The sequence below is a fragment of the Pseudomonas sp. F220 genome, from assembly GCF_057813935.1.
Window position 1 is genome coordinate 12,100 of record NZ_JBVASJ010000055.1, and the last position, 15,164, is coordinate 27,263.

Below are 15,164 nucleotides of genomic sequence, written 5' to 3' on the forward strand. Positions count from 1 at the left end.
TTAAGGGAGAGCGCTAGCGGGCTTGTTCAAGCAAACCAGAGCCGGCATCTTTTTTCAATAATTCATACACCACAGTCAAAAACAGATCGCGCGTGGATTCGTCACTTAGCAGTTGTGTCGCCATTGTCTGATGGCTACTCATTGCTCCAGCGATAGCCTGAATGGCTTTCATCGGTAGGTCGGCTTTCATGGCCTGTTCGCGCGTATTGTTCTGTACTTGATCCATCACCACGCTGTCGGTCCGTAGTTTTTCGGAAACATGTACGGCAAAGGCGACTTTGTCCGTGTCGGTGATGTTTTTACCAAAGGCTTCATTGAGCTTATCGATCAGCTCAGACAAGTATCTTTTTTCACGGTCACGAGCGTCGCGCAAACCGTTATCGGTTATGCCGTAGAGGCCTGGCGTTTCACCGGTCGCTACAACGCCTCCCAACGTCGTGCCTTTGTTGATCTTGAAGTGGCTGAGAGTGAGGTCGGCCAGATCAACTTGATCGGAACTGATTCCTTTCAGGCGTTTGCGTAGAAGTCGCGCATAACTGGCGAAGGCCTCCAGCGTAGGGTCAGCAAACTCAACCAATTGAGCGACGTACTCGTAAGTGCGTACGAATTTGGTGAGGCTCTCGCTGAAAATCATCAACTCATCGCGTTTCTTGGCGAACTCAGCTCGCTGTACATCGGCGTGCTGCATGTCTTGCTCGTCGCCTTCGTCGCTGGCGATTTCCCAGGCTTTCTCCCACTGATCGATGCCGTCATTAAGCAGCTTGAGCTTGCCATTGAAGCGGTCGGTCGCGGGCTGAGTGAGGAAGTAGAGTTTCTGGTGGGTGACCTTGCGGTCGACGATGGCATCGCCGAACGCGTCGACTTCAGCGGTCTCGTAAATGAACATTCCATCAAGACGTTGCTTGATGTCGTAAACGATATTCGGGTCTTGAATATCGGTCACTTGTGCGTCGCGGTAGAACGTTTTGAACGCCTTCAGGATTTCTTCTGACTCGTTGGCGAAGTCGATGACAAATGTCTTGTCTTTACCGGGATAGGTCCGGTTGAGGCGGGACAGGGTTTGCACGGCTTCAACGCCGGAGATTTTCTTGTCCAGGTACATGGCAACCAGTTTTGGCTGGTCAAAACCGGTCTGATATTTGTTGGCGACGATCATCACCCGGTATTCCAGAGTGTCGAAGACCTTGCGCATATCCCGGCCATGGAGACCTGGATTGAGGTTGGTTTCGCTGAACGGATGATCGCCCTTGAAGCCTTGAGCTTTCACTTCCTGGTTTGGTACATCGCCGGAGAACGCCACCATTGCTTTGATGCTGGTGTAGCCATTTCGCTGGCAATAGTCTTCCAGGGCCAAGTGATATTTCACGGCTGCGGCGCGAGATGAGGTCACGATCATGGCTTTGGCCTGACCGCCCAAAAGGTGGCTGACGTTCTTCTTGAAGTGCTCGACGATCAGTTCGACTTTTTGGCCAACGTTAACCGGGTTCAGTGAAAGCCATTTGGCCAGCGCTCGGTTGGCACTCTTCTCATCAACTCGCTCGTCCTGACTCTCCATGAATGCCGAGCCGATTTTGAATGCCACTTTATAACTGCTGTAGTTCTTCAGCACATCGAGAATGAAGCCTTCTTCGATGGCCTGTTGCATGGTGTAAAGGTGGAACGGCGCCGGGGGATTCTCGGTGCTGACAGGCTGTTCTGACTTACGTGGCCGGCCAAACAGACTCAAGGTTGAATGTTTTGGTGTGGCGGTGAACGCGAAGTAACTGGCATTGCCGGGTCGCTGACGTGAGGACTGCCACACGGAAAGACGCTCTTCCTTGCTCAGTTGCTCCCACTCTTCTTCGCTTTGTCCGGTCAACACGTAGCGCAAGTCGTCTGCAGTAGTGCCGCCAGTCGAACTATGGGCCTCGTCAATAATGATCGCGAAACGTCGGCCGCGCAGACTCTGCTCGCTGAGAATGGCTTTCTGAGCGTGAGGAAAAGTCTGCAGGGTACAAACGATGATCGGCGTACCGTCCAGCATTGCTTTGGCCAGTTGCTGGCTCTTGGGCAGGCTGGAGGACTCACGGTCGATAGCATGCACGAGGCCCGCTTGGTGTTCGATCTGCTGGATGGCGTCCGCCAGCTGTTTATCCAGCACCTGCCGATCGGTGACCACGATGATGCTATGAAAATAAGGCTCTCCATCGGGGCGACGCACACGAATCAACGAGTGGGCGGTCCAGGCGATGGTGTTGGTCTTGCCTGAGCCCGCGCTGTGCTGGATCAGGTACGGTTGCCCGGCACCTTCCCGATGCACGAAGTCGATTATTTTTGTCACGCATTTCCATTGATGGAAGCGTGGAAAGATCAGCATTTCTTTGAAAAATGCTTTGCCGGTCGCATCTTGGGCATCCTTGCGCTCCAGTAGCACGAACCGATGGAAGATCCGCAGCCAGTTGTCTTTTTGCAGGACCTCTTGCCAGAAGTAGCTCACCGGGTAGCCGCCATTCTTCCCCGGCTCGTTGCCAGCAGCACCCTTGTTGCCTCGGTTGAATGGCAGGAAGAACGTCGACACACCCGCCAGTTTGGTGGTCATGCGGATATCGCTGTCACTCATCGCGAAATGCACCACGGCGCCTCGGCGGAAAGCCAGCAGCGGTTCCGCAAGGCCGGTTTTTCCGCTCTTGGGCGGCCGGTCATCGCAGTATTGCTGCATGGCGGCTTCGACGGACTGAGTGAAATCGGTCTTCAGTTCAACCGTCGCAACCGGAATGCCGTTGATGAAAAACGCTAAGTCGATTTCATCAGTCTTGTCCTGGGAGTAGCGCAACTGTGGCACCACGCGCAAGCGATTGGCGGCGTAGCGCTCGATGGCCGTGTCATTGCGAGCATCTTCCGGGCGCGCCTGGCTCATCGCGAGCGTGCCCGCTCCAGCGATCTGAAAGCCATAGCGCAGCACATTGATGGTGCCGCCATCTTTGTTTTCTAGCTGTTTCACCAGCCGCTCGAGCAAGACGTTTCGGGTGTTCTCACCATTGATGGCCCGCAGCTTTCCCATGGCGGGTTGCTGGGTGTCGTTCAGCCAGCCGAATACGTCTTCGGTAAAAAGTGCCTTGGCGGCGTCATAACCGGCGGATTTTCCGACCCGCCAACCGCTCGCATTCAATTGCTCGACGATATGACGTTCCAGCTCGCATTCGTGGTGGATGTGGGACATGTGCGATCCTTCACAGCTAATCAGGTCCCGGTATGAGCGGGGAAAGTTTGTCTAGAGTTTGTCTAGAGTTTGTCTAGATAAAGATGCTTGGTGAAGGCTTCAGAACCCACCGACCTTTGTGTAAACCACCCGACTTTTCAATGGTTTGGTCGCGTGTCGACATGGCATTCAACAGATTTCGAAATTTGTTCTGCTTCTGTTTTTCGTCTAAAGCATCTGAAAGTTTGTCTAGGATTAGCGTAACCAGTTCAGCGCGTGAAGCCGATCCATAGTGCCTTAGGTAGTCGAGAATCAGGTCCTTGTAATACGCATCATTGAAAGCCCGGTTGCGAATGTAATCGCTTTTGTTACCGGTGCTTTGCGCTACCTGCGCGGCAGTGTAGTAGTTCGGTTTTCGTCCTTCGATCAACCCTTCCCTGCGCAGCAAAGCGGCGGCATCGTCAGTGATCGGCTGTTTTTTCTGAACCCGGTCCAGCAGCATCACTGTGTTCAGGGGCAGATCCTGATTTTCCAGCAGCAAACGGGTGTAGTTTTCGTCTATGACATGCCCGTAAATTTCCAGCACCACCTTCTTCGCCTCGGACTTGCTGTAGTCCGGCAGTGGGAAATAGCGGCTGCGCTGTGACAGGGTCATGGTGCGGATGCCGAAGCCCATGGTGTCGATCATATTCAGGCTGACCATGGCCTGGGTCAGCCAAGGATTGCGGTAGCGGCTTGGGGTCTGCTCGCCGCTGAAATAGTCCTCAGGCTGCCCCTCAAAGAAACCACCGGCATTTTCGAACACCAGCCGGTCGATGCGCTCGGTGACGATGATGCGTGAGCGCAGTTGATAATCCTGATGCGCAATGCAGTTATGCAGGGCTTCGAGGATGACTCGGGTGTCGTACTTGCTCACCTCAGTGGCCAGTAGCTGGTTTTGCGGGAACAGCTTGTAGCCGATATTGCGGATGCGGTGCAGCACTTGGGTGGTGGCGAGCAAGAAGGGCGGGGCGAAGTGTTCGTAAGCCTGCTCTTCGCCCACCAGCTTCCAGGTGATCTGAGCCAGCGTCGGGAGAAAATGACTGGCCTCTCGCTTGCCCAGTAACAGCAACGCGGTGTGAGTGATGTGCCCCTGAATAGTGATCTTTGCCTTGTCCAGAAAGGTTGCGGTGTCCCAAGTGGAAATATCCGCAGCAAATGATGCGTTACGGTACTTCTCCGCGAATTTCTCCCGCGCCACGCTCAGGGCATGCTCATCCAGATCGGCGAGGGTTGCGCCTTCTACCGTCTCGGCGGACCAATCGCGGGTATCGACCGGCTCATTCAGAATCGCCTCCAGCCGTTCCTGACGCATTTCAACCAGCGCGTCATCCAGGCGCTGCCAGGCTTTGTCGTGGGCGTACACCGGCAATCGCGGCCGATGCAATGGGATATGAAAGAGCCACACCGTTTTATGGGTATCGCTAGTCGTGAAGCTTTCGACGCGAAAGCCTTCCGAGTCCAGATTGCTGCAACGTCCCAGCAAGCGCTGACGAATGTTCTCCGGCGTGTAGTCGTGAAACTGCTGGATGCCGACGATGCGTAACGAAGCGTCCTCCACCCCAATCACCAAATGCCCACCGGCCATATTGGCGATCGCCGACAGGTAGCTGGCAATATCTTCGCCCTTACGCCCGGACACAGCATGGGTGAGGTTCTTGAACTCCTTCCACTCGCAGGCGGCGTTCTCTTTGGGGAACTGCTCGCGGAGATAGTGCTGGAGGGCGGCTTCGTTCATCGGGTTATTCCGTGGGTGTCAGGACGGGTTGGGCGGGCTTGAGGGCGGCGACTTGCTGCTCCTGCCAGGCGGCGTAGGTTTGGCCGTTATCTCGCAAGGTCCACTCGGTTCGGCCATTGGCATTGCGGCCCAGTACGACAGCAGCGGCGGCGCCAGGACTGCTGAGCACATGACCGGTCCAGTTCATGATCTCGGCGGTCAGCAGGCCATTGGGTGTGCCGTCGACGAGGAACAGGCGAATGCTGCGACCTTGGCTCATGAGGCTTCCCTTAGGTCAATTTGGCCGGTGACTGCGGCAGTGATTAGAGCAGAGCGGCGTTCTTTTAGGAGGGCGAGGCTGCGTTCAGATTTCTCGATGAGCGTGGAAAGTTCTTGAAACTGCGTGCTCAGGAACGCGACGATTTCTTTTTGTTCCTCTATCGGCGGCAGAGCAATTCTTATGGCCTCGATATCAGGCATGTAAATAGTTTTATGAGTGGAACCCATCATTAAACGGTCGAACTCACCTCGCATACCCCGCAAAACATAATAAAGAAACTCGTTATGCAAAGAGTCGTCACAGGTCCAGACCGCGAAGTCTTGGGAGGTGGCCATGTCCGTACCCATTATTCCCGAGAAGCCAACGGATGCCGTTCGAGAGAGAAATACCGATCCTGCGGGGAGGAGTCTCGCTGAAGAGTTAGCCAGGCCAACTTGGCTGACCTTTTCGGAGGTCTCAAAAACAAACTTCGTCTCCCCGCTACGCACCTGCCAGACATCAGCAAGGGTGAACCAAGGAGTATCACAGTCTACCCAGTACTCAGGGTGGGAGCGGCTAGGCGTGTGTCCGGATTCAAGTTTTGCTTTATGACGTAGTTGGACAACGTTCCAGTGCTGCGGCACCTCGGTCAACCATTCTACGTTGGAGTTTTTCATCTTCACTTTTGGGGCGAGTCCCTTGGTGACGGCATGGGTGATCAGTGCTTGGCGTTTTTCACGTAGGAGTTCGATAAAGCGGGTTTTTTTTGCAAGCAATCCGTCTATGTGAGCGGTTTCGCGATCGAGATGGCGCGTGACCTTGTCCTGTTCAAAGAGTGAAGGTGTGGCTAGCCACAAGTTCATGTATTTCTCGCCACTAACATTCTGAATAGTGGATTGAATATTGCTTCCGCCAATGAAGTCCCAGTAGTAATTTGACTCTGTGCAGTATTTGAAATACTGAGGGCTGCATTTTTTAGGGTTTAATCGTGCGCGTATAAGATAGCCTGCATAGCAGGCTGGTCCTAAACTTGATTTGTAGATGAAGCTTTTTCCAACCGTTGCACCACTTCGTGCAAGTAATACGTCGCCGTCATGCAGCATGTAAGGTGTTGCTAGCTCGCTGGATAGAGACTTAAACGTATCCTCTTTCAGCGAGCCGTCGCCGTTGAGATCCGTGATTCGAATGAATCGGGGGTGTTCTGGGTTATCAGACTCGCCGGACTCATTTGCCCCATAAGCTAAAGGGCTAGAAATATTATGTCGTAGCCTGCTAACCCTCCAATGTTCCGGCACCCGCCCCAACCAATCAACCCCCGAATCCTTATAAACCGGATAAGGCTTGTAATGACTCATGCCGTCACCTCGTTCAACAGCGCAGCAATCTCAGCCTCCACTGTTTTCAGATCAGCATCGATCTCAGCCAGCGAACGCGGCGGCTGGTACTGATAGAAATAACGGTTGAAGTTGATCTCATAGCCAACGATGCCCACCAGACCATCCTTCTCATCACACTTGCTGGTGTCGATCCAGGCATCCGGGACATGGGGAAGTACTTCGCGAGCAAAGTAGTCTTCGATGCGTTGGTTGAGCGGGACGTTTTCGTTTTCTCGGAGATCGCTGTCGGCCTGTATCTGGCCTTTCTCGTCCAGTACCGGTTGGGCTTCAGGGTCGCGTTCACCAAAACTGGCGAGCAGAGCTTTTAGCGCAGCCTTGCCGAGTTTTTTCACCCCGGCTGCCTTGAGGAAGGCAGGCAGGTTATCGAAGCTGTCTTTTACTGAGGCAAACTGATCCACATAGTCCGCGCCTTTGCTTTCTGCATAAGCGGCGACTTTTTCTGGCGTGACGCTAAAGCGTAGGCGCAGTGGGCGTTCGACGGTGATGCGGCGATAGCCAAAATCGGTGGTGGCGAAGATTTTGCTATTGGGGGCGTCCTCCCCCGCTTCGTGTAGACGGGCGATATCGGCGATTTGCCCTTCCGAAAGCAGCTTGCGTTTGCTACCCAGGGATTTACGCATCGGCGCATGCATGGCGGTGGCGTCGATCAGTTGCACCTTGCCTTTGCGCAATGCGTCCTTGTGGTTGGACAGGACCCAGATGTACGTACCGATGCCGGTGTTGTAGAACAGGTCGTTGGGCAGGGCGATGATCGCTTCCAGCCAATCGTTTTCCAGAATCCAGCGGCGGATCTCCGATTCGCCGGAGCCTGCGCCACCGTTGAACAGTGGCGAGCCGGACAGGACGATACCGATCCGGCTGCCGCCGAGCTCGACAGGCTTACGCTTGGACAACAAGTGCATCAGGAACAACAGCGAACCGTCACCGACCCGTGGCAGGCCGGCACCGAAGCGGCCCGAGAAGCCCAAGTGCTTCTGTTCGTCCTGCACCTGCTTTTGCACCTTCTCCCATTTCACACCAAATGGCGGGTTGGCCAGGCAGTAGTCGAATTGCTCATGAGGCAGCAAGTCGTTGGAAAGGGTGTTGCCGAGTTTGATGTTTTTGGTTTCGAACCCTTGGATCAATTTGTCGGCGAGGGAGATTGCAAAGGTTTCGGGGTTCAACTCTTGCGCGTAAGGAACGAGTCGCGCCTTCGGGTTCCATTCCGCGACCTGCTCGATAGCCGAAGACAGGAACCCGCCAGTGCCCGCAGCACAGTCATACACGGTACGCACAACGCCTTTGCCATTCAGCGCTTGATGGTCCGGGGCGAATACCAGTGTGGTGGTCAGACGCACCACATCTCGCGGGGTGAAGAACTCCCCGGCGGTATCGTTGGCGGACTCGGCAAACTTACGGATCAGGTGTTCGAACACCAGACCCATTTCATGGTTGCTGATGACGTTGGGATGCAGGTCGATGCTGGCGAATTTCTGGGTGACCAAAAACAGCAGGTTGGCGCTTTCCAGTCGACTCAGCCAATCGGTAAAGTTGAAGTGCTGGAACACCTGATGAGCGTTGGCTGAAAACTTGGCGATGTAGTCTTCGAGGTTGGCACGGGTGCTGGTGGCGCCGACGCTGGCCAGAGCGAACTGTGAGGTGTTGTAAAAAGTCGCTTCGGCAGTGCCCGGCAGAATCAGGTCCAGGTCGACGGTGGTGTTTTTCAGTGCGGTGAACTGAGTGCGTACTTTGTCGCGGGTTGGCTCCAGCACACATTCCAAACGTCGTAACACGGTAAACGGCAAAATGATGCGACCGAACTCTGATTGCTTGAAGTCGCCGCGTAGTACATCGGCTACGTTCCAGATGAAATCGGCCAGGTTTTGCTGGTTCACAGGTGTTCCTCTCAATGTTTGCATGTGCCGGTAAAGAACCGGCCAGAGCCAAACAGCAGAGGAAGACGCGAATCGGGTAGTCCCGGATAGAAAGCGATCATCCCTGTGCGGTAGGGCCCTGAAAAGGCGTATCGCCGGTGGGGCGACTGGATGGGCGCTAGGATGCCAGCATTCGTTGCGTGGGGCATCACCTGCTTTTGGCGATTGAGGGGATGTCATTTTCCAAGACGGGTATGACCTGACTGTACGCAGGCAATGCCTTTATTGCGGATTCTGACTGAGCAGACGCTCCTCCAGTACCGCCCGCTCGCGATCCAGTTCGGCGCGAAGCTCTTCTTCGCTCGGTAGCACTAGTTTGTATTTACTGGCGAACAGCTGTTCGTTGCCTTGGAGTACTGAGTAGCGCACCACCGACTCATCTTTCTGCGCACAAAGAATAATGCCCACCGTCGGTCCGTCGTCCGGCCCGCGCTTGAGGTCGTCGTACATGCGCACGTACATGTCCATCTGGCCGATGTCTTGATGGCTCAGCTCACCGCGTTTGAGGTCGAAGATCACGAAGCATTTGAGCAGGTAGTTGTAGAACACCAGATCCAGGTAAAAGTCTTTGCTATCGGTGCTGATGCGTTGCTGCCGAGCGATGAAGGCGAAACCTTTGCCAAGCTCCAGCAAGAATCCTTGCAGTTGATTGATCAGTGCTTGTTCGAGGTCGTTTTCCAGAAGGGTTCCGGCGTTAGGCAGACCAAGGAACTCAAGCACCACAGGATCGCGTACGAACTCTCGTGGGCTTTTGTTGAGCGTCCGAAGGTTGGTGGCTGCTTCTTGTTCGACCGCAAGTCGATCCTTACTGGTCAGCAGGCGTTCGTAGTAGAGCGTTGAGATTTGTCGTTCCAGTGCACGTGTTGACCAGTTAAGCGTGGCGGTTTCGTCCATGTACCACTGGCGGGCGTTGTTGTTTTCAACTCGTAGCAGAGTGCGGTAGTGGGTCCAGCTCAATTCGGTACGCACTGCGTTCCACATTGGGAATGTTCGGTAGAAGTCTCGCATGTGGCGCAGGTTTCGCTCATCGAAGCCTTTTCCAAACTCTTCAGTTAGCAGCTTGGCCAGTGTTGGCAGCAATCGCTTGCCATAGGCGGCCCGCTCAGCGCCCTCCTGCTCGAATTCAACAATATGCCTACCGATATGCCAGCAGGTTTGCACTTGCAGCGTATCCACCGCCCGCAGGGCTTTCTGGCGTGCCTGGCGGATCAACTCGCCGAGACTGCCGAGCAGTGGCGCGAGTTGTAGATTTTGATCGTGGGTTGAGGGGAGGGGGCTCATGGAATCTTCCGCAGTGAGGGCTGGTGCGCGGTCGTTGACCGAAGCAGGCAGAAGAGGATGCCTGCAAGCGCTGATCTGGCTTTGCGGGAAGGGTCTGATTAATCGGCAGGAAAAGGCGGTAAACGACAACGGCCGCCGTCAGTGATGACGGCGGCCGTTTTTTGTCGATTCGAAAAAGTTAGCGTTACGACTTCAGCAATGCGTCCGAGGCCGCCACATAGTCAGCCTGGAAGGCTGGAGATTCGATCCAGGCAAGAGCCGTTGCCTCGTCCGCCTCCGTGGACCACTGGCGATACTCGATGAGTGCCGCGAGTATGAAGTCGGTCGCGCCGTCTTCGCCTTCCTGTTCGTACACCAGTTCCAACAGCGGGTCTTCCAGGAAGGTCGTGCACATCGCTTGCTGACTGGTTTTTTCGGCGTCGATCATTTTTTTGAACAGTTCGGTCAGATCCACCGATTCGAAGTCGATGCGATCGTCGTTCGGGTCCAGCTCGACCGGCGCGGCGGCTCGTTGAGTGCGGTTCTGCTTGGCTTTCGCTTTAGCGCGGGTAGCGCGTTTGTGTTGTTTGTTCGCGGATGCCATGGGCGTCGTTCCGTATTCCGTTGAGAGGGCAGGCCACTCAGCTGCGTGGCACTCGACGCCCGGGGGTGTCGGGTGTCAGCTCGCCGTTTTGCAGCCAGGACAATGCAATGGGCCATAGTGTGGCTTGGTAAGGGCTGCGAAAAAAGGCGAAATGTCCGACTTCCACTTCGCCGATGTCTTCTGGGGCGATTCGCAGGTGGGTGTTTGTACTGCCGGTGAAGTAGCCGAGCAGGCGTTCGATGGCAGCAATTGTGCCATAGGGATCGTCGCTGAGGCTGATGGCCAGCGTTTGTGCGGTGACGCTGGCGAAGGGCAGTCGGCCGTTTCTGGCGTGGATGGCGCGACCGCTGGGGCGCCTCTCGTAGTGGGCGGTGGGCGTGCTCCAGTCGCGAACCACGCCGGCGGGCGTGTCTTCCAGCCAGCCGAGGCGTTTGCCGGGGAAATATCCGCAAACCAGCGTCACCAACGGCATCAGCAGGTGCCACTTGCCGAACATCCGCCAGCGATGGGCAGGCGCATAGTCGCGCCAGTAGGCGAACTGCGCACCGACTGTCACCAGGCGTCGGATCACGTGCCCGGAAGCGCCTAACCCCGCCGCACAGCCGCCGAAGCTGTGGCCGACCACGTCGATGGGTTGGCCGGGAAACTCCCGTTGAGCGCGTTTGAGTAGTGCTTCGAAATCCAGCGCGCCCCAGTCGGTCCATGAAGCCTGAAGTCCTTTCAGTGATGTCGGACGAGACTCGCCGATGCCGCGGTAGTCATAGGTGATGACGTCGAAACCATTGGCGAACAGGTAATCGGCGAAGCGCGAGTAGTGTCGGCAGCGCACTGAGGTGGCGGCGTTGATGATGACTACCGGTCGCATTGCGTCCACGAGGGCGTGTCGCCAGGTGAAGCCGCCAAGGATAAAGCCGTCGGCGGCAGGTTCCTTGAAGGGCTCGCTTTGCGTTTCTGTGGCTGACGATTCTGGCCTGAGCGTGGAGGGTACGCTGTGTAGATTCATGGGGCTGAGCCCTGGCGATGACGAGCCCAAGAATGAACTTCAACGTTAGCGTTGTGCAACGCTTTGGAGTCGGCGGTCGCGCGCGCGACGCAATGCAGTACGTCACTTACCGGAGGGTCTGATTCGGGTGTACTGAGTGTTTGGTTCGATTCGCACTGAGCTCAAGTTCGAATCGATCTAAAACCCTGATCCTCGGTCAGCAATCAAAAATGGTGTAACGGATAGGGTTCTGTGGAACCCGGGAGTCGTCATCATGAGGTACGTCCATTCATTCATGCTACCCCTCGCCGCTGCCGGCTTACTGGTGTTTCCAGTCATGTTGCGGGCCGCCAGCGTTGAGCCGATCGACAGTTCAGCTGTGCAAGTCCAGCAGCAACAGCAAAACGGGATCACCTACCTGTCTGGCGGTATCGGCGAGGATGAGTCAAAGGCCATTCAGCAAACCAAGGGCTACAACCTGCACATGACCTTCTCCACCGGGACGGAGAATAAATATGTTCCCGACGTAGATGTGGTCATTCAGAGCGCCCCGGGGAAAACCGTGCTGACCCTGAGTCAGGCCGGCCCTCTGGTTTACGTTCAGCTACCTGCTGGCAAGTACACCGTTGTCGCGACGCGTAATGGTGAAGTGCTGCGTGATACCGCCGACGTCGGCAAAGGTGCTGCACGTAATCTGGTCTTCCACTGGAAGAGTAATAGCTAGGGATGGCTGTTTTTGCGCCGAGCCATTAAATCGCGGGCATAAAAAAACCCTGAATCTTGCGATTCAGGGTTTTCGGTATTTGGTGCAGAGACGGAATCGAACCTTGACCTACAGGCCATCAAAAACGGGGATTAGGTCGATATTGCTCATCTGCGTGCCCCCAAATCTGCCCCCAAATAAAATTGTGTCTATCTTTTAGGGCTTCTTCACACCGATTTGCCGTCAATCCGCACGCTAGCCTTGCCGCTGCCTGAATTAGGAATCCACAGCTCAACCAACTTGCCCGACTCTGTAGTGACTGTGATGACCACGCTGGTGGGAGGCGGGCGCATATCATCGCCACATATCAGCTCCACCACGTCCTCACCTGATGCGTTCTTGTCGAGCGGGTCCCACAAGTCACCATTCACAAGTGGTGCAGTTACTTTTATCGACATTCCGTATTTCCTGGCTGATTAGGTTGATACGTCGACGTTACCTGATGTGCTGGAAATATTCCCGCCACATGCCAGGGTCTGCAAAAAAATTGCACACCACCGACATACCCGGAATTCCGGGTATGTCTCCAGGCTCGACGCGGAACTGACCCGCCTCGGTGCTGGGCCAGGTCAAACCGCCAAATCGGCGGTTTCTAAATGCCCGGAAAGTCGGGTATTTGGCGTCAGAGTCGATGCGCGAATCTACGCATCGCTACCAGGTTAGGGCCATGTACTTCTTGGTGCATCGCTTTCAGGTCCGAAAATCGGACTCCTCAATTTTGAGGCGTCCTTCAAATCTGTCTCAGAGACACTATTACGGGAAATACCCGCATTACCGACTCGGCTGACTTTTCAGCCCAGTACATACGGGAGAATCACGCATGTTGATCCATCCAAAAATGGATGCACCTCCAATTCTGTCAGGCTGCCAGATTCACTTGCCTCGATTTCAAACGCGACCAAGTGGCAAGGGTCAGAAAAAGAAAGTTACCGACCCAATGTCGTGCAAGTCGTGATGTCGTGCAAAACGATCAAAAAACGATCAATCAGCACGACATCACGACATGCACGACTTCGGAGCCGGAAGTATCTTTTTCGGATGACGATGAAAAATTGGGACATGGGGCTTCTGGGACATTGAGTCGGGATCTTTCTTTTTACTGCTACGGGCGAAAACCTACTCACGGCTGAACTGAACCTCAGTCTCGGGCTGACCAAGCTGTTGCAGGTGCTGGTGGACATAGTCGGTCAGCGTCACCACAACACGGTCAGCCTCAAGGCCCAGGTCAGCGGCCACCAGGGGGCCTATCCGGGTAGACCAATTTGAGTCAGGCATCACGCGATGCCCCGGCCATTTCGAATAGGATGTTCTCGGCGATCTCCAGCTCGACCAGCGAACCTGATTTTTGCTCGTACTCAAGCTGACGCAGGAGTGCCAAGTAGTTCTCTTTCCGGCGTAACGCCTCGGCGTAGTCATGCGTGGCCACGCCGCCACTGTCGAGCAGCCGAGCGGCCTCCTCTTCCAGCGTCTCGCTGTCGATTTCATCGCACTGCGAACTGCGAACCTCCAAGTGCGAACTGCGAACCGTGGGGTTCGCAGGGTTCGCACCCTTGGTGTTACCTTCTCGCCAGCTACTTCCTGCAAGAGAAGAATCAATCGAGCCATCGCTGAAAGCCTTGAGCCTGTTGAGCTTCAGCGCTTTTCGAACCAGCGTGTCAGACACGCCTTCACGCCGCGCAAACTCGCGAATAGAGATACCTTGCTTCATAGTGCGAACCCAAGTGCGAACACCTTTGAGACCTCATAGCTGGGGCGACATCGCGGTGCGCAATGCCCTTGATGTCGAAAGCTCTAGGAGGGCCCCATGCATACCCCCTATCCGAAACCCTTTGTTTCATTGTTCGGCGCGACATGGATGCCGGGTTGCGTGTCTCAATCATTGGCACGACTCCAAGAGTAGTGTGGTAGCTGGCGCACAGGTCAGCACTCGCCAGGTAGAATCGGCCTGCCTTCGCACTTGGCGGCGCACGCGTTCTCCATTCCCACCTACCCCCGATCTCCCCGTCTGACCCTTACCGCGATCTTACCGTGGTCATTCGCAGGAAGCTGTTGCAGGACGACAGGTTGCCAGTGAGAAACGCTGCAATACCGTGGAAACCTCAGTGGAAACCAGCGTCTGGCATCCATTACCGGTTGATCAGGTGAGTGGCCTGGTTTGTGGTTCTGACTGCTCCGTAATGCGTCATTTGCTGCGTACCAGGCTGCGTACTTCAGTTTGCGTACCATGGAGGGTGCTCGATGCTCCATGGTGTGCACTTGGTAAACTGGAGCCAATACCGTGGTAACCAGCATCTGGTATCCGGTGCGCACCAGCAGGAAACGTTCTTTGTGGGGCACACCTGGTGCGAGCCCCATCTACTCAAACCGTGGCAACCACGCTGGCACCTGTTCGCGGCAACTGGTGGATACACGCCCCGACACCGTGCTTACCACGCTGTTTTGCTCGGCCTGTTTACCGGCTTTGTGTTCACCGCAAGCTCACTGCCGAACGGTAGGTCCGCGCTGCGCCCAGTTGCGCGCACCAAAGCATGGTGGAGCGGTGTCGAAGAAATACACCCAGCTTCTGTTTGGTCAGTGAATCACGGAGTGACGTTCTGGTGTTAGAACGGCAGGGCGCCGTAGAGGTCTGGTCCAATTACTGGACTAGTAAGTCGGAGGCGGGGGGATGATGAGGATTGAGCTAGGGGGGGAGCCGCTCAGATAATCTTGAGTGCTCAGTTGCATCCGGCAGGCCCGCCCAATTGCATTTCTGCTGAGCAACGGCCGCACCATTTGCTTGGGCGAGCAGCACACTGACCTTGTCCTTCGCCTCAATGGGTCACGTTGTCTTGCTCGTGAGACTATCCGGGTGCACATCCCCTCTGCCTTTTGGTTTCGACGACTGAGGGCGCATTGGTGTAACGCGTAATCATGCAGGCGTAAGTATTGGGACACCGGCAGAAAACTGCACTGGCCTATTCGACTGAAAGTACTCGTGTAAGGCCCGCAACGTAGGCAACTCCAGGGCCTGCGCGGCATAACAGAGGCCGATGCGGCGAGTCGGCATCGGCAG

General features: G+C 55.5%; 12 protein-coding genes and 1 pseudogene. 1 reads left to right on the forward strand and 12 read right to left on the reverse strand.

Annotation, left to right across the window (positions count from 1 at the left end; genetic code table 11):
• Positions 1 to 13: 13 nt before the first annotated feature.
• The 8 genes from ACZYSM_RS27425 to ACZYSM_RS27460 all read right to left on the reverse strand — a co-directional run bounded on the left by ACZYSM_RS27425 (position 14) and on the right by ACZYSM_RS27460 (position 11,370).
• Complete coding sequence (locus ACZYSM_RS27425) at positions 14 to 3,199, reverse strand: type I restriction endonuclease subunit R (RefSeq protein WP_489076540.1); 3,186 nt, start codon at positions 3,197 to 3,199, stop codon at positions 14 to 16.
• Between the two features lie 73 nt (positions 3,200 to 3,272).
• Positions 3,273 to 4,955, reverse strand: a complete 1,683-nt coding sequence (locus ACZYSM_RS27430) for a DUF8451 domain-containing protein (protein ID WP_489076542.1) — start codon at positions 4,953 to 4,955, stop codon at positions 3,273 to 3,275.
• Between the two features lie 4 nt (positions 4,956 to 4,959).
• Positions 4,960 to 5,214: a DUF4357 domain-containing protein gene (locus ACZYSM_RS27435; RefSeq protein WP_489076544.1), complete on the reverse strand. Its 255-nt coding sequence runs from the start codon at positions 5,212 to 5,214 to the stop codon at positions 4,960 to 4,962.
• Entirely contained in the window at positions 5,211 to 6,548 is a 1,338-nt protein-coding gene (locus ACZYSM_RS27440) for a restriction endonuclease subunit S (protein WP_489076546.1), read from the reverse strand. The genes ACZYSM_RS27435 and ACZYSM_RS27440 overlap by 4 nt, the downstream gene beginning before the upstream one ends.
• Positions 6,545 to 8,488: a type I restriction-modification system subunit M gene (locus ACZYSM_RS27445; RefSeq protein WP_489076548.1), complete on the reverse strand. Its 1,944-nt coding sequence runs from the start codon at positions 8,486 to 8,488 to the stop codon at positions 6,545 to 6,547. Before ACZYSM_RS27445 ends, ACZYSM_RS27440 begins: the two co-directional genes overlap by 4 nt.
• Positions 8,489 to 8,725: 237 nt before the next feature.
• On the reverse strand, positions 8,726 to 9,784 hold the full coding sequence (locus tag ACZYSM_RS27450) for a PDDEXK nuclease domain-containing protein (protein WP_489076550.1): 1,059 nt from the start codon (positions 9,782 to 9,784) through the stop codon (positions 8,726 to 8,728).
• A gap of 184 nt (positions 9,785 to 9,968) precedes the next feature.
• Positions 9,969 to 10,367, reverse strand: a complete 399-nt coding sequence (locus ACZYSM_RS27455) for a hypothetical protein (protein ID WP_489076552.1) — start codon at positions 10,365 to 10,367, stop codon at positions 9,969 to 9,971.
• Positions 10,368 to 10,404: 37 nt separating this feature from the next.
• Positions 10,405 to 11,370: an alpha/beta hydrolase family protein gene (locus tag ACZYSM_RS27460; RefSeq protein ID WP_489076554.1), complete on the reverse strand. Its 966-nt coding sequence runs from the start codon at positions 11,368 to 11,370 to the stop codon at positions 10,405 to 10,407.
• A gap of 253 nt (positions 11,371 to 11,623) precedes the next feature.
• Here ACZYSM_RS27460 and ACZYSM_RS27465 point away from each other — a divergent pair, with 253 nt between their 5' ends.
• The gene (locus ACZYSM_RS27465; RefSeq protein WP_489076556.1) at positions 11,624 to 12,073 is read left to right on the forward strand and encodes a carboxypeptidase regulatory-like domain-containing protein; all 450 of its coding nucleotides are present in this window, start codon (positions 11,624 to 11,626) and stop codon (positions 12,071 to 12,073) included.
• Positions 12,074 to 12,279: 206 nt separating this feature from the next.
• Here ACZYSM_RS27465 and ACZYSM_RS27470 read toward each other — a convergent pair whose 3' ends face one another.
• The 4 genes and pseudogenes from ACZYSM_RS27470 to ACZYSM_RS27485 form a co-directional block, all read right to left on the reverse strand.
• Positions 12,280 to 12,510: a hypothetical protein gene (locus tag ACZYSM_RS27470; protein ID WP_489076558.1), complete on the reverse strand. Its 231-nt coding sequence runs from the start codon at positions 12,508 to 12,510 to the stop codon at positions 12,280 to 12,282.
• 718 nt (positions 12,511 to 13,228) lie between these two features.
• Positions 13,229 to 13,387: a hypothetical protein gene (locus ACZYSM_RS27475; RefSeq protein WP_489076560.1), complete on the reverse strand. Its 159-nt coding sequence runs from the start codon at positions 13,385 to 13,387 to the stop codon at positions 13,229 to 13,231.
• Positions 13,380 to 13,820: a hypothetical protein gene (locus tag ACZYSM_RS27480; RefSeq protein WP_489076562.1), complete on the reverse strand. Its 441-nt coding sequence runs from the start codon at positions 13,818 to 13,820 to the stop codon at positions 13,380 to 13,382. The genes ACZYSM_RS27475 and ACZYSM_RS27480 overlap by 8 nt, the downstream gene beginning before the upstream one ends.
• A 1,200-nt stretch (positions 13,821 to 15,020) precedes the next feature.
• Positions 15,021 to 15,164 (reverse strand): annotated as a pseudogene (locus ACZYSM_RS27485) (LysR family transcriptional regulator); the annotation flags it as partial.

Bases quoted from the DNA above. Each gene is read 5' to 3' on its own strand.
- ACZYSM_RS27480 (WP_489076562.1), bottom strand. From the start codon at position 13,820: ATGAAGCAAGGTATCTCTATTCGCGAGTTTGCGCGGCGTGAAGGCGTG.
- ACZYSM_RS27435 (WP_489076544.1), bottom strand. From the start codon at position 5,214: ATGAGCCAAGGTCGCAGCATTCGCCTGTTCCTCGTCGACGGCACACCC.
- ACZYSM_RS27450 (WP_489076550.1), bottom strand. From the start codon at position 9,784: ATGAGCCCCCTCCCCTCAACCCACGATCAAAATCTACAACTCGCGCCA.
- ACZYSM_RS27455 (WP_489076552.1), bottom strand. From the start codon at position 10,367: ATGGCATCCGCGAACAAACAACACAAACGCGCTACCCGCGCTAAAGCG.
- ACZYSM_RS27475 (WP_489076560.1), bottom strand. From the start codon at position 13,387: ATGCCTGACTCAAATTGGTCTACCCGGATAGGCCCCCTGGTGGCCGCT.
- ACZYSM_RS27430 (WP_489076542.1), bottom strand. From the start codon at position 4,955: ATGAACGAAGCCGCCCTCCAGCACTATCTCCGCGAGCAGTTCCCCAAA.
- ACZYSM_RS27445 (WP_489076548.1), bottom strand. From the start codon at position 8,488: ATGCAAACATTGAGAGGAACACCTGTGAACCAGCAAAACCTGGCCGAT.
- ACZYSM_RS27440 (WP_489076546.1), bottom strand. From the start codon at position 6,548: ATGAGTCATTACAAGCCTTATCCGGTTTATAAGGATTCGGGGGTTGAT.
- ACZYSM_RS27425 (WP_489076540.1), bottom strand. From the start codon at position 3,199: ATGTCCCACATCCACCACGAATGCGAGCTGGAACGTCATATCGTCGAG.
- ACZYSM_RS27460 (WP_489076554.1), bottom strand. From the start codon at position 11,370: ATGAATCTACACAGCGTACCCTCCACGCTCAGGCCAGAATCGTCAGCC.
- ACZYSM_RS27465 (WP_489076556.1), top strand. From the start codon at position 11,624: ATGAGGTACGTCCATTCATTCATGCTACCCCTCGCCGCTGCCGGCTTA.
- ACZYSM_RS27470 (WP_489076558.1), bottom strand. From the start codon at position 12,510: ATGTCGATAAAAGTAACTGCACCACTTGTGAATGGTGACTTGTGGGAC.